A 16,707-nucleotide genomic window follows, 5' to 3' on the forward strand; every position below is an offset into this window, starting at 1 on the left:
GAGACCAGGCATGACCCTTCAGGGAAAACGTGTGCTGATCACCGGTGCCTCCGGTGACCTCGGCAGGGCAATGGCCCACCGGTTCCTGGAACTGGGCGCCGACCTCGCCCTTCAGTACCGCAGCAACGCCGGTGAGGTCGAGCCGGTGCTCGCCGCGGCGAACGCGGCGGGCCGCGAGGCCTTCGCCGTGGCGGCCGACCTCGCCCGCCCCGACGGCTCCGAACGTCTCGCCGCTGTTGTCGGCGAGCGCTGGGCCGAGGTGGACGGGCTGGTCAACAACGCGGGAGGGGCCCGGCCGCAGGCCTTCGACGAGATCTCCCCGGACGAATGGGAGCAGAGCCTCCGGCTCAATCTCACCGCCCCCTTCCGGCTGATCCAGCTGTTCCTTCCGGCGCTGAAGGCGCGCGCGGGCTCGGTCGTGAACATCGCGAGCGTGGCCGCGCTCACCGGTGGCGCGTTCGGACCCTCCTACGCGGCAGCCAAAGCGGGTCTGATCGGACTCACCCGCAGCGCCGCCCGAGACCTCGGGCCCCACGGCGTACGGGTCAACGCGCTCGCCCCCGGGCCGGTCGAGTCGGCGATGACCTCGTCGCTGGCCGGGCCCGTGCTCGACAGCATCATCGGCACCACGGCGCTGCGACGCCTGGTCGCCCCACGGGAGATCGCGGACACCGCCGCCTTCCTTCTGGCGGCCGGGACCGCGGTTACCGGCCAGACCCTCGTCGTCGACGCCGGCCGCCACTTCGGCTGACCGGGCGACCAGCCGTCAGCAAGGCTCGTCACGCAAACGATTCGGAGATTTCGACATGTACGTACTGGGCATCAACCTGAGTCATGACCGAGCTGCCTGCCTGGTCAAGGACGGGCGCGTCGTCGTCGCGGTGGAAGAGGAGCGCCTGGACCGCTTCAAGCATTCGGAGGGCTTCATCATCCACGGCCACTTCGAGAAGCTCTCGAAGGTGCTCCCGATGAAGTCGATCACCTACTGCCTCGACGCGGCCGGCATCGGGCTGGACGACGTGGACATCGTCGTCGGGAACCGCCCGCTGAGCGACGGCTCCGAGGAGCGCATCCTGCGCGAGCTGCCCATCCGGGACAAGAGCAAGATCCACAGCTTGCCGATGCCGTCCCACCACCTCAGCCACGCCTACGCCGGCTACCTGGCCTCGCCCTTCGACGAGGCCGCCGTCCTGGTCGTCGACGGAGTCGGCAGCAAGGTGCCCGGCACCGGCCGCATCGAGAAGCACACCATCTTCGACGGCGAGGGCACCAGCCTGCGCTCCGTCCACGCCGAGACCTTCCCGGAGGACTGGAGCGAGGTCGGGCTCGGCCTCTTCTACAGCTTCTTCTCGGCCAAGCTGGGCTTCGTCACCCGGTGGGGCCACCCCACCTTCGGGGACTTCGGCTGCGGCGGGTACACCGAGGCGGGCAAGACCATGGGCCTGGCGCCCTACGGACGTCCGCGCCCGGAATGGGACCGGCTGCTGACCGTCAAGGGCGGCAACGTACTGGCGCGCGTCGAGGACCTGGAGAAGGCCTGGGAAAGCTGGCTCGCGTCCGACGGAGACGGGTACGACGCCACGGCGAAGGACTCCTGGACCTCCCAGTTCGCCAAGGACGTGGCGTACAAGATCCAGGAGGAGACCGAGGAGGCCATGCTGCAGCTCGCCCGGCACGCCCACGAGGTGACCGGCCGCAGCAGGCTCTGCATCACGGGTGGCGTCGCGCTCAACTCCGTCGCCAACCAGCGCATCGTCGCGGAAGGCCCCTTCGAGGAGGTCTACATCCTTCCGCCGGCCGGTGACGCGGGCAACGCCATCGGCGCCGCCTACTACGGCTACTACGCCATCGGGGGCGGCACCGAGCGCCACACCCTGCGATCCGGTTCCACCGGCCGCTCCTACACGGATCAGGAGATCGCGCAGGCCGTCGAGGAGTTCGGCGACGAGGTCGAGGCACGCAAGGCCACCATCGCCGAGGTGGCAGGTCTGCTGGCCGGGCACCGGCTGATCGGCTGGTGTCAGGGCGGCTCCGAGATCGGGCCGCGGGCCCTCGGGCACCGCAGCATGCTCGCCGACCCGCGCCACCCGCAGTCTCGCGACTACCTCAACCAGGTCGTCAAGCATCGCGAGATCTTCCGGCCGTTCGCGCCCTCCGTGCTGCACGAGGAGGCGGACAACTGGTTCGACATGCGGGGCGACAGCCCGTTCATGCTGCTCGTGCCCGATGTTCTGGAGCACCAGCGCGCGACGGTGCCGGCCATCACGCACGTGGACGGGACGGCGCGGGTCCAGACGGTCGAGGCCGATGTGAACCCCCGCTATCACGAGCTCATTTCACACTTCTGGAAGCTGACGGGCGTTCCGCTCGTCCTCAACACCTCGTACAACGATGCGGGCGAGCCCATCGTGGAGACCCCCCAGGACGCGGTCAGGACGTTCCTCAACACGGAGCTCGACCACCTCTACATCGGCGACCTCCTGTTGACGAAGCCCGGCCGCGAGCTCCCGGACCGTCACCCCAGCCGGCAGCCGCTGGTATGACGGCGACGGCGCGGCTGCTCGGCGACCTGCTGTCGGAACTCCGGGGGACGACCGACAGCGGTGACGCCCTGGACGCGGCCATCGTCGCCGCGGTCGAGGGGGCCAGGATGATCGCCGTCGCGGCGGAAGAGGCCGAGCGCGACGCCTCCGGAAGCGCGCCGGTGGAGCTGGCCCGGGAGGCGCTCGGCGCGATGAGGGCCTCCGTGGTCGCGGCCACGGTGTCCGTGCGCACGCTGGAGGACCGCCGCCGGACGCACGGCGCCGGATCGCGATGAGCGGCCGGGGGCCGGTGCTCCTTCCGCCGGGGACGGGGGAGTGGCCGCAGGAGGCCCGGGACCCCGTCGCCCTGGTCGTGTCGGTGGCGCGCGACGGGCACGTGTCCTGCGTGTTCGTCGCCCGCCCCGAGCACGCCTTCGGCCGCGACCCGTTCCGCGGGTACGTGGTCGAAGCGGCCGACCCGCTGTTCGGCCGCCCGGACGTGGACGGGCTGGTGCGCGCCATGCACCGCGGGTCCGCCCCCTCCCGGGGGATCACGGTCACCACGCTGCAACTGAAGGGCGGTGCCCTGCGGGGACTGGGGACGGTGGAGCCGCCCGCGGAAGCGGCGGTGCTGCGTGCGGGGGAGCTGGCCACCGGTGTGGACCTCACCCTCGCCCGCGCGGTCCTCGCGGCGGGTGCCGAGCCCCGGCTGGCCGTGCGCCGCCGGGGCTCGGCCGGGGTCCGGGTCCTGTATCCGGGGCGAGGTCTCACCCTGGACGGCCTGCGGGTCGAGCCGTCCGATCTCCCAGGAGGCATCTGGGAGGTCGAACTCCTCGCCGGGCGAGGTGAGTTCGTAAGCCCTCCCGAGGGAGGGGAGGAGGGTTCGCCGCTGGCCCTGGCGGTCGCGGTGGGCGAGGACGGTGCGGCCTGCCGGCGGGCGCTCGACCTCCTGCCGAGGGCGCTGCGCGTCCGCGCGCGCCGGTCCTGACCGGCGCACCTGATTTGTCGACAACTACCGGAGGAATCCATGTCCGAGTCCCGCACCCTGCTGCTGATCGCGTCCTCGTCCAATCCCGATCTGCTGCGCACGCCGCACGAGCTGGGGCTCAAGGTGGTTCTCGCGACGGCCACGCCCCCTGCGGACCCGGGCATCTACGACAGCCACATCGCGGTGGACGAGTTCGACGAGGAGGCGGTGCTCTCCGCCGTCCGGGCGTTCCTCGCGGGGGGCGGCCGGGTGGATGCGGTGGCCACCTTCCACGAGGGCGCGCTGCACGTGGCCGCCCGGGTCGGTGCCGAGCTGGGGCTGCCGGGCAACTCGCCGGAGGCCGTGCGTGCCATGCGGGACAAGTTCGTGACGGGGCGGCGGCTGGAGGCGGCCGGGGTGCCCACTCCCGGCACGCGGATCGCGACGACGTACGCCCAGGCCCTCGCGGCGGCCGCGGAGCTCGGCTTCCCCCTGGTCCTCAAGCCGCAGGCCAGTGGTGCGAGCCAGGGGGTGACGAAGGTCGTCGACGAGGCGGAGCTTGAGGCGGCCTTCCACAACATCGCGGGGATCTACGCGTCGGACACCTTCGACGAGGGCGGGTACTCCGTCCCCAACGTGGCGAGGGTGTATGCCTATCCCGAGGCCCGGGGGGTGCTGATCCAGGAGTACGTCCAGGGTGACGAGTACGCCGTGGACTTCGTGTACGGAGGCGGCGAGTACCGGCTCCTGGCCATTCACGACAAGCCGTACCCCTTCGCCGAGCCCTACTTCATCGAGGGCGCCTACGCCACTCCCTCACTGCTGCCCGAGGAGGAGCAGGCCGGTCTGGTCCGTACGTCCGTCGACGCCCTGAAGGCGCTGGGCGCGACGGTCGGCGGGGCCCATGTCGAGCTCCGCCTCACCACGTCCGGACCCAAGATCATCGAGGTCAACGGCCGGCTGGGCGGCACGAACGCCTTCGTCCAGGAGTCGATCCGGGAGTCAACCGGGGTGTGGGGTCCGCGCGAATACCTGCGCGCCGTACTGGGGGAGCCGGTGGACTTCATCGTGAAGCCGCAGCCGACGCCGGCCGGTTTCACCCCGGTCCTCGCCGACCGTACGGGGGAGCTCGTGGGCTTCGAAGGCGTGGCGGACGCGGAGGCGCTGCCCGGGATCGTCGCGCTGAGGTGGATGGCCGGGCCCGGCGACCACGTGGTGATCAAGTACCCGGAGAACCCCGTCTCCTGCTTCGTCCTCGTGCTCGCCCGCGGTGAGCACCGGGACGACGTGCTGTCCGCGCTGCAGGACGCCGACAAGCTCCTCAATCCCGTATACGCCAACTGATCGCAGGGACCGAAGCCATGTCGAGTCCGACGAAGAACAAACCGGCCGCGCCGCCGGCGCGCGACCTCGTGCCCGTTCCGCCGGCCGCGCTGGGCACCAGGCACCTGACCATGATCGGACTGGGCGGAGCGATTGGTTCCGGGCTGTTCGTGGGGTCGGGAGCGGGGATCGCCGTCGCGGGTCCCGGCATCCTCGTCAGTTTCCTCGGGGCCGGCCTGCTGGCCGTGCTGGTGATGCGGATGATGGGGGAGATGTCGATCGCACTCCCCGCGGCGGGGTCGTTCTCGGCGCATGCGGAGCGGGCGCTGGGCAGTTGGGCCGGGTTCACCGTGGGGTGGCTCTACTGGATCCTGCTGTCGGTCGTGCTGGCCATCGAGGCCACCGGGGCCGCCGGGATCGTGCACGCGTGGGTGCCGTCCGTGGACACCTGGATCTGGGTGCTCCTCTTCATGGCCGGTCTGACGGTGGCCAACCTCGCCGCGGTCAGGATGTTCGGGGAATTCGAGTTCTGGTTCGCCGTCCTCAAGGTCGGGGCGATCATCGGGTTCCTCGTGCTGGGGGCGCTGGCCGTGGTCGGTGCGCTGCCCGGCGAGGGTGCCATCGGGCTGACCAACCTGACGGCGCACGGCGGCTTCCTGCCCAGGGGCTGGGACGGCGTCCTCTCCGGACTGCTCACCGTCGTCTTCGCGTTCGGCGGGATGGAGATCGTCACCCTGGCCGCCGCCGAGTCCGAGGACCCGGTGCGCGGACTGGGCAGCGCGATGCGCTCGGTCGTGTGGCGGCTCCTGGTGTTCTACATCGGCTCGGTCGCCGTGGTGGTCCTGGTGCTGCCGTGGAACGACGGCAAGGTCGGCACGAGCCCGTTCGTCGCCGTCCTGGAGCGCGTGGGACTGCCCGGTGCCGCACAGGTGATGAACGTCGTCCTGCTGGCCGCGCTCCTTTCCGCGCTGAACGCCAACCTCTACGCCGCCTCGCGGATGGTCCACTCGCTCGCGGAGCGGGGGGACGCGCCGAAGGCCCTGCGCAAGCTCTCCGGGGCAGGGGTGCCCCGGCGGGCCGTGGTGCTGTCGGTCGCCTTCGGCTTCGTCTCGGTCCTGCTGAACTTCCAGTGGCCCGACAGCGTGTTCCTGTGGATGCTCAACGCGGTCGGTTCGATCGCCCTGGTCGTCTGGATCGCCGTCGCCGTGTCCCAGCTGAGGCTGCGGGGCGTACTGGAGCGCGAGGCGCCGGAACGGCTGGCCATGCGCATGTGGGGGTTCCCGGGGCTGACGATCCTGGCCCTGGCGGCCATGGGACTCGTACTGGTCCTCCTCGCCGCCGAGGAGTCCTCGCGGCCGCAGGTGGTGGGCACCGGTGTGCTGACAGCGCTGGTCCTCGCCCTGGGACTCGTACGGCAGAGGCAGAGCCGGCGTCGGGGCTGAGGGGCGCCGGGCGCAGGCGTGACCACTGGGGCGCAAGGCGCCCGGGGTCACGCCTGCGTCGTGGCCGCCGCCTGCTCGGCCTGCTCGGCCAGCTCCTGAAGCGTCTGCTCAAGCCAGGCGCGTTCGGCCTGTTGCGTCGCACGAGCCATGATCAGCATGCCCTTGCGGTAGCGGTCGTCCACGTCCTTGATGCGTGCGGGGGCGCCCGAGTGGCTGAAGAAACTCGCAGGCTGGGTGAGGAAGTCCAACCTCCTTTGGAGGATGGCCATCTGCTGTCGCGCTTCCGGCAAGTGGCTTAGGAACGCGAGCAGTGTGAAGAAGGAGCCGCCGTCGGTGATCTCGGCGGCCTTGGGCTCCGACAACCGGCGCAGTAGTTCGGCCCGGCCGCTGTCCGTGATGCGGAGCACCTGGCGGGTGGGTGCCCCGACTCCCCGCTCGGCGTGCCGTTCCAGGTGGCCCGCCTTCGTGAGGCGGTTGAGCGCCGGATAAAGGGCGCCGTCGCTCACCGGCCGGTTGTGCCCGATCAGGTCGGAGATGACCTGCCGGAGTTCATAGGCATGCATGGGTCGCTCGGCCAGGAATCCGAGGATCGAAAGCGCCAGCACGGCTCTCCTTCCGTGGTTCGTTTTCAGCCTACCTCTTTTCGAGTAACTCTAATCGAGGTACGGTGAGAGGAGTAGCGGCGGCACACCGGCACATGGAAGCCAACCGCGCCATCGGAAAGGTTGTGGCCGTTGTCCACCACCCCTGACACCCGGACGGCTCCCGAGAAGGCCGACGTCCTCCACCCCGCCGCGACCCGCCGGGCACTGCTGAGCCTCGGAGTCCCGGTCTACCTGGAACTGCTCTCCGGTGTGATCGCCGGCATCATCGACACCGTCTGGGTCTCCCGCCTGGGCGAAGCGGCGGTCGGCGCGGTCGCGATCGCCACGACCCTGGAGAACGTGCTCCTCGGCGTCATCCTCATGGCCAATGTCGGGGCCACCGTCCTGATCGCCGACGCCATCGGCGCCGGCAGGCGGGCCGAAGTGCCAGTGATCATGAGGGCGGTGCGGGTGCTGTGGCTGGTGATCACGCCGGTCGTGGCGATCGGGGGCTTCGTCTTCCGCGAGCCCATCGCGGGCCTGCTCGTCGGAGGTGAGGGCGAGGTGCTCCGGCTCACCGTGGAGTTCTTCGCGCTCTCCTTCCCCGGGATCGCGGTCTTCTTCGCGCAGAACGTGGTCGACGGCCTCTTCAAGGGCACCGGCGACACCCGGACGCCGATGCGGACGGCGATCCTGGCCAACGCGCTCATCCTCGTCATCGACCCCCTGCTCATCTACGGAGTCGGACCCCTCCCGCACATGGGAGTACGGGGTGCCGCCCTGGGCATGCTCCTCGGCCGCGGATGCGCCCTGTGCGTGAGTCTCGTGCTGCTGCGCCGCAAGCGGCTCGGCGACACGGGGGACGCCGGGCCGACGCCCCTGCGGTGGCCCGCGGCCCTGCGAAGGCTGCTGGGCATCGGACTGCCGGCCTCCGGGGACTTCGTCCTGCGCATGGGGATCAGCATGACCCTGGTCGGCATCATCGCGAGGTTCGGCGAGGACCCGTTGGCGGCCTACGGCATCGGCATCAAGGTTCTGTTCTTCGTCACCATGGCCTTCTATGCCGTGCGCCAGGCCGGAAGCATCCTCACGGCGCGCACCCGGGGGGCCGGCGAACCCGCGGAGTTCATGATCGGGCGCCAGAGCGTCGTACTGGCCACGCTGGTCGGCGCGGGCATCGGCACCGTGCTCGCGCTGGGCGGACGGCTGCTGATGGGGCTCTTCAGTGATTCTGCGGGAGTCGTGGACTCAGGTGGAATTCTCCTGTGGTACCTCCTTCCGTACCTCTTGCTCCTGGCCGGTGTGGTCGGACTCGGCGGGGTCTTCACCGGAGGCGGCCGCACGCAGTCGCTGTTCTGGGTGACCCTCCTGGGGGGAGCGGTGCAGCTACCGCTCGCCTTCGCTCTGAGCTCGGTACCCGCCCTGGGCGTGGAGGGCGTCTGGCTGTCGATGATCATCGGGGTCGGCGCCCAGTACGTAATGTCGTACACGCTCTTCCGGCGATACTTCGCGCCACGTGTCCGCTAAGACGGATTCCGTCAGGTATCTGGCAGCCGCCTGCCCGCGATGGCTACAGTTGACAACTCACGAAGACCTCACGCGAAGGGAGGGCCTGCCGATCATGAGCGATGAGGCTGAGCAGAGCATCGGAGAGCCGGGAGGGCGCAGCCTCGCCGCGAAGCTCGAACACCTGCTGCGCATGACGACACCCGCGAACCAGAAGGCACCCTCGAACGAGGACGTCGCGACGGCGATCAACATCGCCGCGGGTGAGAAGACGATCAGCGCCACGTACGTCTGGCAGCTGCGTACCGGCCGCAAGACCAACCCGACGATGCGGCACCTGGAAGCGCTCGCACAGTACTGCGGTGTCAGCGCCGCGTACTTCCTCAGCGACGAGGAGTCCGCGAAGATCGACGACCAGCTCGCCCTGCTCGACGCACTCAAGCAGTCGGACGCCCGGAACATCGCCCTGCGTTCGACGGGCCTCTCCGAGTCCAGCCGGCGGGCGGTGTCCAACATGATCGACCAGCTCCGGAAGCTCGAAGGGCTCTCCGACGGCGAGTTGGGTCAAGAGGGGACGTTCCGCTGACGCCGGTACCTCCTGGAGCCGGTGACCCGGCGGCTGCCGAGCGAGCTGAAGGCCTGGGAGATGCGCGTGAGCTGGCGGATCTCTTGCGGCAGGCTGATGTCCGCCGTCCGCCGGTTGGGCAGCAGCCCGTCGTGGACCGGCCGGCCGGCGGCACCGCGTAGCGCCGATTTGAGCAGTGCGGCCTCGACCACGGCCTCGTGTTCCATCTTGCGCGCCTGCTCCATCCTGTGAATGGCGATGGGGTCCGCCATGCGGGCGAGGACGAGCTGTCCGTCCCGGATCTCGATGACGCGCCGGTACAGGCGGTATTCGAGGCCGCGAGGGGGGATCCAGTCGAGGACGCGGTGCCGGGCGGGTTCCAACGGGATCTCCGGGGCCGCCCGGGCCACGGCGCGCCACAGCGGACCGAGCCGACGGTACGCACGGTAGTGGGTGATCCACGGGCGGACGGCGCCGAGCTTCGGCCCCCAGGAGGGAACCGTCCAACCGAGCATCTGGAGCAGGGTGCCGATGTCGGAGATGAGCCAGAAAAGGAACTTCCAGGGCGCGCTGCCGACGAAATCGGTGTGCAGGGCCAGGATCTGCCAGTAGCGGACCGCGCAGTACACGAGGATGAGCGCGGATCCGCCGGCTACGCACCACATCCCCAGACGCAGCCAGAAGTCCCGGATCGTTCGTGCGTACCGGAACGAGAACAGGACCGTCTGGAACCGCCCGATGGCGCAGATGGCCAGGTAGTACGACATGTAGAGGGCGTAGTTTCCGTCCGCGATGTTCAGATAGACGGTCTCCTGGGCGGACGACACCTTGCCCGGGTGTATCGCGGCGAACAGTGCGATGAGGATCGCGAGGGCGATACCGAATCCGATGACCTGACGCCGTGCCGCCCTCTTCGCCCTTTCGGGAGGCAAGGTCAAGGAGACGATCGACACCTGTTGTGCCGCGGTCAGTACCACGACCGAGGCCTGGACGATGATGACGGTGATGTTCGGATAGTTGAACGCCTTGACGAGCTGGTCGCGGATCATGTCCAGGTCGACCCAGTAGGCCACGGCATTGAACAAGAAGTAGACGCACAGGGCGAACAGCGTGACGCTCTGCGCGTTGATCCGCAGTTTCGGCAGCTTGTAGGCGAATGCCGCGAGGCTCACGATGGCGCACGCCCATGAGAGCAGCTCGAAGAGCTGGTTCATCAGAGCGCTGCCGAAACGCGATCGGGGCGGTACTCGGCGGATATGGCCATCCGGAGCCGGGCGATGACCTCGTCGTCGGGGCAGAGCGTGATGTGCTCCTCGTTCCGGCGGTCCATCCGGGCACAGTAGAGCGAAGCGATCGTCTCGGCTTCCTGCTCGTTCCGGTGCGAGTACTTGGTGCGCTGGAGGACCCTGCGGACGATCACCGGGGATATGTCCGGGAAGAGCTGCCCCAGGATGCCGTCGTCCATGTCCGAAACGGACTGGTGGTCACACATGATGTGGCCGAGTTCATGGGCAATGATGTGTTCTTGGTGGGCCCGGGTCGCGCAGGCTGCGTAGATGACGAAATCGGCCATGGGGGTGGACACCCACATGCCGTTCAGGGAGTGCTGGGGTATGGCCATCGGGACGAGGTGAATGGGCCGCCCCCTCATGTCGCTCAGCCGGTCCCTGAGGGTGAGGACGCTGCGGTCGCCGTCGTCGATCTGTAGATCCGCGAGGCGTGCAGCGCACTGGCGCCGGAGCTGCTTGAAGTGGCGCTTCGAGTGTGCAACAGAGAATGCAGGGGATTCGGGTTTCGCCGACTCTTTCATGAGGTCTCTGTCAACTTCCGCTCGGATTTTGTCGTGTGCAGAGTCGCGGTCCGGTGGTCGTGTCGCCGTCTCTTGTGGAGCACCGGAAACCGCCTGCTCAGGACCTGTCGTGGCTCGCCGTTGTCGCCGGCGCAAGCTGGACCGGGTCACTGAGGCCTGGCTCTGGGGGAGGGGATCTGCTCCGCAGGCCCTACAGGCAGCGTGATCTGCCCTGTCGGAACGCGGGGCCGCACCTCGGGCATGGCGACGGGTGCCGGCCGTGGCAACCGGTCCGTCGGGAGGAAGGCGATCCGGCCCGGGCCGCGACTGACCGCACAACCTCCCGCGCCTTCTCCATGACCATCTCCCCCGTACTTGCCCTGGTCAGGTTGCATGCACCGTGTCGATCAAGGCAACCAGCACGAGCTACCTCGGCTCAAAACGATGCGTCAATCGACCGGATCCCCAGGAGCTGTCTGGCCGGAAAATATCGGCCGCCCGGTCGGGTCCGGTCAGGTGCGGCCCGGTCGGATCAGGCCAGGCCCGGTCAGGTCAGCAGTCGGGCTCGCAGTGCGGCCTTCGTGGCCGGGGTGATGCCGACCCGGGCCGTGAGATAGGCCTCGACCGAGCCGTGGCGGGTGGTGAGGTCCGCGAGGGTCAGGACGAGAGCGGCGATCAGGCCGGTGCGGTCCTTGCCCGAGGTGCAGTGGAAGACCGCCGGCCCGGGGCCCTCGGAGATCAGCTCGATCGCGGCGCGGATCTCCTCCACCCCGTCCTCGGCGACCTCGGCGAACCGGTCCGCGAGGAACCGCCAGGGGTCGAGGTCCGGGTCGATCTCGGCCTGGTCGTAAGGCCGGTGCTCGATGCTGAGGTTGGCGTACGTGAACCGCTCGGCCTCCGGTATCCGGCCCCCGAGGTCACGGAAGTTGTGCAGTCGCTCGAACTCGATGTGGCGGGTCATGGTCATGATCCGCATTCAACAGGCCACGATCGGCCGGAAGCCTCCCCTCCGGGCGGCCCCGCTGGGACACTGCGGCGCGTGGACTCGTACGAGGGCTCGGGCCCGGACTCGGTGAACAGCAGCATCTCCGGCGGGAACTTCTACGGCCCGGTCATCATGGGCCGCGACACCCGGGTGCCCGAGCATGGCCTCATGGCCGCGCCCGTACCCCGCATGCTGCCCTTCGGCCCCGACGGGTTCGTCGACCGCGAGGCCCCGCGCGCCCGCCTGGACGAGCTGCTCGCCGGGCGCGCCGCCCAGTCCGCCCCGCTGCTGGTGCTGCTGCACGGCACGCTGGGCGTCGGCAAGACCGGTCTGGCGCTGTACTGGGGCCAGGAGCGCCGGGAGGAGTTCCCCGGCGGGGTGTTCTACGCCGATCTGAGCCCCCAGGGGCTCGGCCGCCCGGTGGAAGCGGACGCCGTGCTGGAGTCCTTCCTCGGGCAGCTCCGCATCCCCGTCGCCGAGATGCCCTCCTCGGAGGCGGCGCTGGCGGCCCGCTTCCGCAGCCTCACCGCCGGGCAGCCCGCCCTGGTCGTCCTCGACGGGGTCCCCAGCGCCGCCGCCGTCCGGCACCTGCTGCCCGGACATCCCGCGAGCATGGTGGTGATGACCAGCCAGTTCCGCCTCGGCGCCTTCGCCGAGGGGAGGCTTCCGGTGCGGCTGCCCGTCCCGGCGCTGGACGAGGAGGCGTGCGCCGAACTGTTCCGCGCCGTAGCGGGGGAGGACGTGGGGGAGGACCCGGCCTCCTCGGCCGCACTGCGTACGGTGCTGCGCGCCTCGGCAGGGCTGCCGTACGTGGTCCGCATCGCGGCCGCGCACGCGGCGGACCCGGTGAGCGGCGGAGTCGAGGAACTGGCCGCCCGGATCGAGCGGGAGAACATCCTGGAGGTGCTCGACATGCCGGGATACCAGGACCCGGACCAGGACGGGGGCGGGGGTCAGGTCCCGGCCCCGCAGCAGGGCCAGGCCACCGCCCGCGCGCTCTTCGACCTCGCCCACGAGCGCCTGGACCCCCGGCTGCGCGCGGGGTTCCGGCTCCTCGGGCTGCACCCCACCCCGGAGTTCCCGGCCGCGTTCCTCGAAGCCCTCGCCCCCGGAACCCTGCGCGGACTGCACGGCGCCGGGCTGCTGGAGCCCGCAGAGCCGGGCCGGTTCCGGATGAACGGGGTCCTGCACGGCTACGCCCAGACCCTGGCGGCGGCCGACCCCGCCGCGCGGGGCGAGGGGATGGAGCGGGTGATCGACTGGTACCTGCGCCGGGCGGCCGCCGCCGAGCGGAAGATCTCCCCGCGCTGGCGGGCCGGCGAGCTGTTCCCCGACCCGGACCCGGACCGCGGCTCCGGCCCCGACGGCGCCCCCGGCCCCTTCGCCACCAGGGCCGAGGCGATCGGCGCCCTGGAGGCCGACCGGCACGCCCTGGCCGCCCTCGCCGAGCTCCGCGAGACCGGCCCCGCCCGGCTCTGCCTGCTGGCCCAGGCCGTCCACGCGATGTTCCTGGACCGGGGCCACCACACCCTGTGGATCCGCATCGCCCGCCTCGCGCAGGAGGCCGCCGCCGACACCGGGGACGGGCTGATGCTCGCCCGGATGCACTACGAGGTGGCCTTCGCCCTCAACGACCGCGGCGCGGCCGAGGACTTGGAGGAAGCCCGGCTGCACTACGACGCGGCCCGCGAGAGCGCCCGCCGGATCGGGCACGAGCGCACCGAGTCCTCCGCGCTGGAAGGCCTCGGCCGGATCGCGGTCGCCCAGGGCCGGCCGCGGGCCGCCGCGGAACTGTACGCACAGGCCCTCACGGCCCTCGGTTCGGTGGAACACCCGCGCGGACGCGCCCTGTTGGAGTACCACCAGGGCAACGCGGCAGCAGCCGCCGGAGAGTACGGCCGGGCCGCCCGCCACCTGGCTACGGCGCTGCGCGCGTTCGAGGCGTTGAAGGACGAGGCCAACGTGGCCAAGGCCCGGCTGCGCTCGGCCGCCGCCCTCCTCGCCGCGGGCCGCCCCGAAGAGGCGGCCGGCCCCCTGGACCTGGCGCTGGAGGCCTTCGTCGAGGGGACCCTCAACCGGGCCGACGCCGTCCTCGTACGGGGAGACCTGCGCGCGGCCCTCGGCGACCCGGAAGCCGCCCGGGCCGACTGGCAGACGGCCCTGGCCGCCTACGAGTCACTGCGGAGCATCCGGGCCGAGGAACCCAGGATCCGCCTCGCCCGCATCCCGGACCAGGGCGAGCCGCGCCACTGAGACCACCCCTCCGGCCCGGATCCCGAACTCGCCCTCCACGCCCCTGCCTTCGCCGAGCAGGGCCATCACCACCGACCCGGCCAGCGCGGGCTCCGCTCCGCCCGACACCGCGAACTCCCGTCCGTCGCGCAGCCGGAGCCGCCCGCCGGACACCACCAGCCCGCATCCGGGGTTCCGGGCGAACACCGCCGCAGGATCCGCCCCGGGCCGCGCGATCAGCACATCGGCGAGCCCGCGCAGCCGGGCGTCGGGCTCGGCGGCGTCGGCCGCCACGTGCGCGTCGGGGCCGAGGTGGGCGGTCATCCGGCCCTGGAGCTCGGCCGGGTGGCGGCGGACCCGTACCTCCCGGTCCCCGATGGCGGTGGAGACGTAGGACGCCGGGACCAGCGGGCTCGGTGCGGCGGCGGGCTCCGGCAGCGGCACCGGTCGCGCCACGACGGGGAACTCCGGTTCGGGCAGCCGGAGATGGCGGTAGCAGAGGGTCCGCAGCAGGGCGGCCGACCGCCCGGCCCGCGAGGTCAGCCGGGCCGCGGCTCCGGGCAGCGGGAGGGCCCCGGCGAGCTGCGCGGCCAGCGGCCGGCCCGGATCGAGGCGCGGCAGGGCGCCGCCGAGCCAGGCCATGGCGGACCCGGCGGCGACGGCGGAGTCGTCGAAGGCGGCCAGCAGTCCGGGCAGCCCGCGCGCGGCGGCGTACAGGGTCAGGGACCCGTGGTCGCCGAGGTACACGTCGGCGGCGCACAGCGCGGCCTTCCAGTCCTGCCCGGCGGGCTGCGGCAGGATCAGCCCGGCCCGCAGGGCGCGCGCCAGCCATCTCCGGATCTGGTTCTCTCCGTGGACGTACCAGGCATTGGGGTGGACGGTGGCGACGACGCGGAATTCATCGGAAGGCAATTCGGCGAGGGCGCGCTCGACGAGCGCGATATCGGAGCCGATGAGGGAACGGTCGCCCCAGGTGCTGGTGATCAGCAGGAGTTTCCGCTCGGGCCCGATTCCGAAGGCCGCCCGGTAATCCTCGCGGAAGGGGTCGGAGGCGTCGAGTTCGTCGGCGACGGGATCGCCCACGACGTGGGCGTACGGCAGGGCTTCGGGGCAGTCGCGGCGCAGGCGGGCCAGCTGTTCCTCGTGCGAGAGGACGAAGGCGGACGGGACGACCTCACCGTCGTGGAGCAGCCACTCGGGAGTCAGCCCGAAGGCCCCGACCCCGTCCGACGTCCCGGCCCCGGCCCCGGCCCCGGATTCCGGATTCCGGATTCCGGATTCCGGATTCCGGATTCTTGCTGAGTTTTTTATTGTATCCAGCCCCGTGCGGGGCGCCAATGAGCGGTGCGGAAATATCTTCAAGATTTCCGCCGCGGCTGGTGCTCACCGCCAGATCGAACCGCTCCTTCAGCGCGCTCTCCCACGGCAGGAAGAACAGCCCGTGCGCGGAGACGAATTCCGCGATCCCGTCCTCGAAGGCCGAGGACCCGGTGCACGTGAACACCACCCGCACCCGGGGGTCCGCCTCGAAGACGTCGAGCACGTCGAGGAGCCGGGTCGCGGAGGTGACGTTGTGGATGACGCCGAGGACCGTGCGCTCGGCCGGCACCGTGAGCCACCGCCGTGTCGGAAGGCCGCGTTCCGCCCGCACCTGCACCACCGCCGCTTTCCCGATCCGCCCGCGCCGCCGCCAGCCTACGGCTAGCGTGCGGACATGGATGTTGCGGCACTGGTGACGGCGGGTGCGACCACGATCGTCGGGCTGATGGTCTCGGACGCGTGGAACTACGCGAGCGGCCGCTTCGCCCGCCTCCTCGGGCGGACGGGCGACACGGCGCGGACCGAGGCGGACAGCGGTCTGCGGGCCTCCCGCGCGGAGCTCCTGGTGGCCCGCGCGGACGGCGACGACGCGGCGGTCGCCCAGGTCGAGGAGGGCTGGCGGGACCGGCTGCGGCTGGCACTGGAGGCCGACCCGGAGGCCGTACGGGAGCTCACCGAGCTGCTCGACGAGGTGAACCCGGGCTGGCGCGAGGGGACTTCGGTCTCCGTCGTGAACAACACCATCAGCGGCGGGACCTTCCACGCCACGGTCATCCAGGGCCGGGACTTCGGCTCCCCGAACCCCGCCTGAGGGCTCGGCCGAAAGAGACGGCCTAGGCGCCCATCGGCGCGTGCAGCTCCACGATGAGCTCGACCTCCACGGGGGCGTCCAGCGGCAGCACGCTCACGCCGACCGCGCTGCGGGCGTGGATGCCCGCGTCGCCGAAGGCGGTGCCGAGCAGCTCGCTCGCGCCGTTGACCACGCCGGGCTGGCCGGTGAAGGAGGGGTCGCTGGCGACGAACCCGACCACCTTGACGACCCGTTTGACGGCCGACAGGTCCCCGGCGACGGAGGTGACGGCGGCCAGCGCGTTCAGCGCGCACTGGCGCGCCAGCTCCTTGCCCTGTTCCGGGGTGACCTCGGCGCCGACCTTGCCGGTCAGCGGGAGGGCGCCGTCGACCATCGGGAGCTGGCCGGAGGTGTAAACGTAGTGCCCGTTGAGGACGGCGGGCACGTAGACGGCGACGGGCTCGGGGGTCGGCGGGAGCTTCAGGCCGGCGGCGGCGAGGCGCTCTTCGGGGGTGCTGGACATGGGGGATCTCCTTGTTGCTGATCAGGCCGCGGCGGTCGGGGCGACGGTCGGGGGGGGGGGGGGGGGGGCGGGGGGCGGGGCCCGCCCCGCGGCGGCCCCGCCCGGCGCTCAGCGGCCGGAGCAGCAGGGAGGGCGGCCAGAGTCGGGGAGAGGGCGCCC

At 71.2% G+C, this 16,707-nt stretch carries 17 protein-coding genes; 10 read left to right on the forward strand and 7 right to left on the reverse strand.

Going from position 1 to position 16,707, the window contains the following annotated elements; genetic code table 11:
• Positions 1–10: 10 nt before the first annotated feature.
• The 6 genes from ACFXDJ_RS09420 to ACFXDJ_RS09445 are packed head-to-tail and all read left to right on the forward strand — an operon-like array spanning position 11 to position 6,254.
• Positions 11–751: an SDR family oxidoreductase gene (locus ACFXDJ_RS09420; protein WP_384655593.1), complete on the forward strand. Its 741-nt coding sequence runs from the start codon at positions 11–13 to the stop codon at positions 749–751.
• Between the two features lie 55 nt (positions 752–806).
• Complete coding sequence (locus ACFXDJ_RS09425; protein WP_384655596.1) at positions 807–2,543, forward strand: carbamoyltransferase; 1,737 nt, start codon at positions 807–809, stop codon at positions 2,541–2,543.
• Positions 2,540–2,818, forward strand: a complete 279-nt coding sequence (locus ACFXDJ_RS09430) for a hypothetical protein (protein WP_384655598.1) — start codon at positions 2,540–2,542, stop codon at positions 2,816–2,818. The genes ACFXDJ_RS09425 and ACFXDJ_RS09430 overlap by 4 nt, the downstream gene beginning before the upstream one ends.
• Positions 2,815–3,510 carry a hypothetical protein gene (locus ACFXDJ_RS09435; RefSeq protein WP_384848619.1) on the forward strand — a complete coding sequence of 232 codons (696 nt, stop codon included), beginning with the start codon at positions 2,815–2,817 and terminating at the stop codon, positions 3,508–3,510. Before ACFXDJ_RS09430 ends, ACFXDJ_RS09435 begins: the two co-directional genes overlap by 4 nt.
• Positions 3,511–3,549: 39 nt before the next feature.
• Complete coding sequence (locus ACFXDJ_RS09440; RefSeq protein WP_384659436.1) at positions 3,550–4,833, forward strand: ATP-grasp domain-containing protein; 1,284 nt, start codon at positions 3,550–3,552, stop codon at positions 4,831–4,833.
• Between the two features lie 17 nt (positions 4,834–4,850).
• On the forward strand, positions 4,851–6,254 hold the full coding sequence (locus tag ACFXDJ_RS09445; RefSeq protein ID WP_384659433.1) for an amino acid permease: 1,404 nt from the start codon (positions 4,851–4,853) through the stop codon (positions 6,252–6,254).
• Positions 6,255–6,301: 47 nt separating this feature from the next.
• Here ACFXDJ_RS09445 and ACFXDJ_RS09450 read toward each other — a convergent pair whose 3' ends face one another.
• Positions 6,302–6,859, reverse strand: a complete 558-nt coding sequence (locus ACFXDJ_RS09450) for a PadR family transcriptional regulator (RefSeq protein WP_384659431.1) — start codon at positions 6,857–6,859, stop codon at positions 6,302–6,304.
• 129 nt (positions 6,860–6,988) lie between these two features.
• Between ACFXDJ_RS09450 and ACFXDJ_RS09455 the strand changes: the two genes are divergently transcribed.
• Positions 6,989–8,365 carry an MATE family efflux transporter gene (locus tag ACFXDJ_RS09455; RefSeq protein ID WP_384659428.1) on the forward strand — a complete coding sequence of 459 codons (1,377 nt, stop codon included), beginning with the start codon at positions 6,989–6,991 and terminating at the stop codon, positions 8,363–8,365.
• A gap of 94 nt (positions 8,366–8,459) precedes the next feature.
• On the forward strand, positions 8,460–8,930 hold the full coding sequence (locus ACFXDJ_RS09460; RefSeq protein WP_384659425.1) for an XRE family transcriptional regulator: 471 nt from the start codon (positions 8,460–8,462) through the stop codon (positions 8,928–8,930).
• On the opposite strand, the gene ACFXDJ_RS09465 is transcribed toward ACFXDJ_RS09460, so the two are convergent.
• From ACFXDJ_RS09465 to ACFXDJ_RS09475, 3 genes are all read right to left on the reverse strand, one after another.
• Positions 8,909–10,123 carry an MAB_1171c family putative transporter gene (locus ACFXDJ_RS09465; protein ID WP_384659422.1) on the reverse strand — a complete coding sequence of 405 codons (1,215 nt, stop codon included), beginning with the start codon at positions 10,121–10,123 and terminating at the stop codon, positions 8,909–8,911. The two genes, ACFXDJ_RS09460 and ACFXDJ_RS09465, sit on opposite strands and share 22 nt — an antisense overlap.
• Complete coding sequence (locus tag ACFXDJ_RS09470; RefSeq protein ID WP_384659419.1) at positions 10,123–10,530, reverse strand: hypothetical protein; 408 nt, start codon at positions 10,528–10,530, stop codon at positions 10,123–10,125. The genes ACFXDJ_RS09465 and ACFXDJ_RS09470 overlap by 1 nt, the downstream gene beginning before the upstream one ends.
• Positions 10,531–11,245: 715 nt before the next feature.
• On the reverse strand, positions 11,246–11,665 hold the full coding sequence (locus ACFXDJ_RS09475; RefSeq protein ID WP_384659416.1) for a tyrosine-protein phosphatase: 420 nt from the start codon (positions 11,663–11,665) through the stop codon (positions 11,246–11,248).
• Positions 11,666–11,737: 72 nt separating this feature from the next.
• Between ACFXDJ_RS09475 and ACFXDJ_RS09480 the strand changes: the two genes are divergently transcribed.
• Entirely contained in the window at positions 11,738–13,936 is a 2,199-nt protein-coding gene (locus ACFXDJ_RS09480) for a hypothetical protein (RefSeq protein WP_384659414.1), read from the forward strand.
• Here ACFXDJ_RS09480 and ACFXDJ_RS09485 read toward each other — a convergent pair.
• Together ACFXDJ_RS09485 and ACFXDJ_RS09490 are read right to left on the reverse strand one after the other, a co-directional pair.
• Positions 13,859–14,998: a hypothetical protein gene (locus ACFXDJ_RS09485; protein WP_384659411.1), complete on the reverse strand. Its 1,140-nt coding sequence runs from the start codon at positions 14,996–14,998 to the stop codon at positions 13,859–13,861. The two genes, ACFXDJ_RS09480 and ACFXDJ_RS09485, sit on opposite strands and share 78 nt — an antisense overlap.
• Positions 14,999–15,089: 91 nt before the next feature.
• Positions 15,090–15,524: a hypothetical protein gene (locus ACFXDJ_RS09490; protein ID WP_384848622.1), complete on the reverse strand. Its 435-nt coding sequence runs from the start codon at positions 15,522–15,524 to the stop codon at positions 15,090–15,092.
• A gap of 105 nt (positions 15,525–15,629) precedes the next feature.
• Here ACFXDJ_RS09490 and ACFXDJ_RS09495 point away from each other — a divergent pair, with 105 nt between their 5' ends.
• Positions 15,630–16,046 carry a hypothetical protein gene (locus ACFXDJ_RS09495; protein WP_384659405.1) on the forward strand — a complete coding sequence of 139 codons (417 nt, stop codon included), beginning with the start codon at positions 15,630–15,632 and terminating at the stop codon, positions 16,044–16,046.
• Between the two features lie 22 nt (positions 16,047–16,068).
• Here ACFXDJ_RS09495 and ACFXDJ_RS09500 read toward each other — a convergent pair whose 3' ends face one another.
• On the reverse strand, positions 16,069–16,548 hold the full coding sequence (locus tag ACFXDJ_RS09500) for a RidA family protein (RefSeq protein WP_384659403.1): 480 nt from the start codon (positions 16,546–16,548) through the stop codon (positions 16,069–16,071).
• Between the last annotated feature and the right edge of the window lie 159 nt (positions 16,549–16,707).

The sequence above is a fragment of the Streptomyces sp. NPDC059443 genome, from assembly GCF_042750105.1.
Classification (GTDB): Bacteria; Actinomycetota; Actinomycetes; order Streptomycetales; family Streptomycetaceae; genus Streptomyces.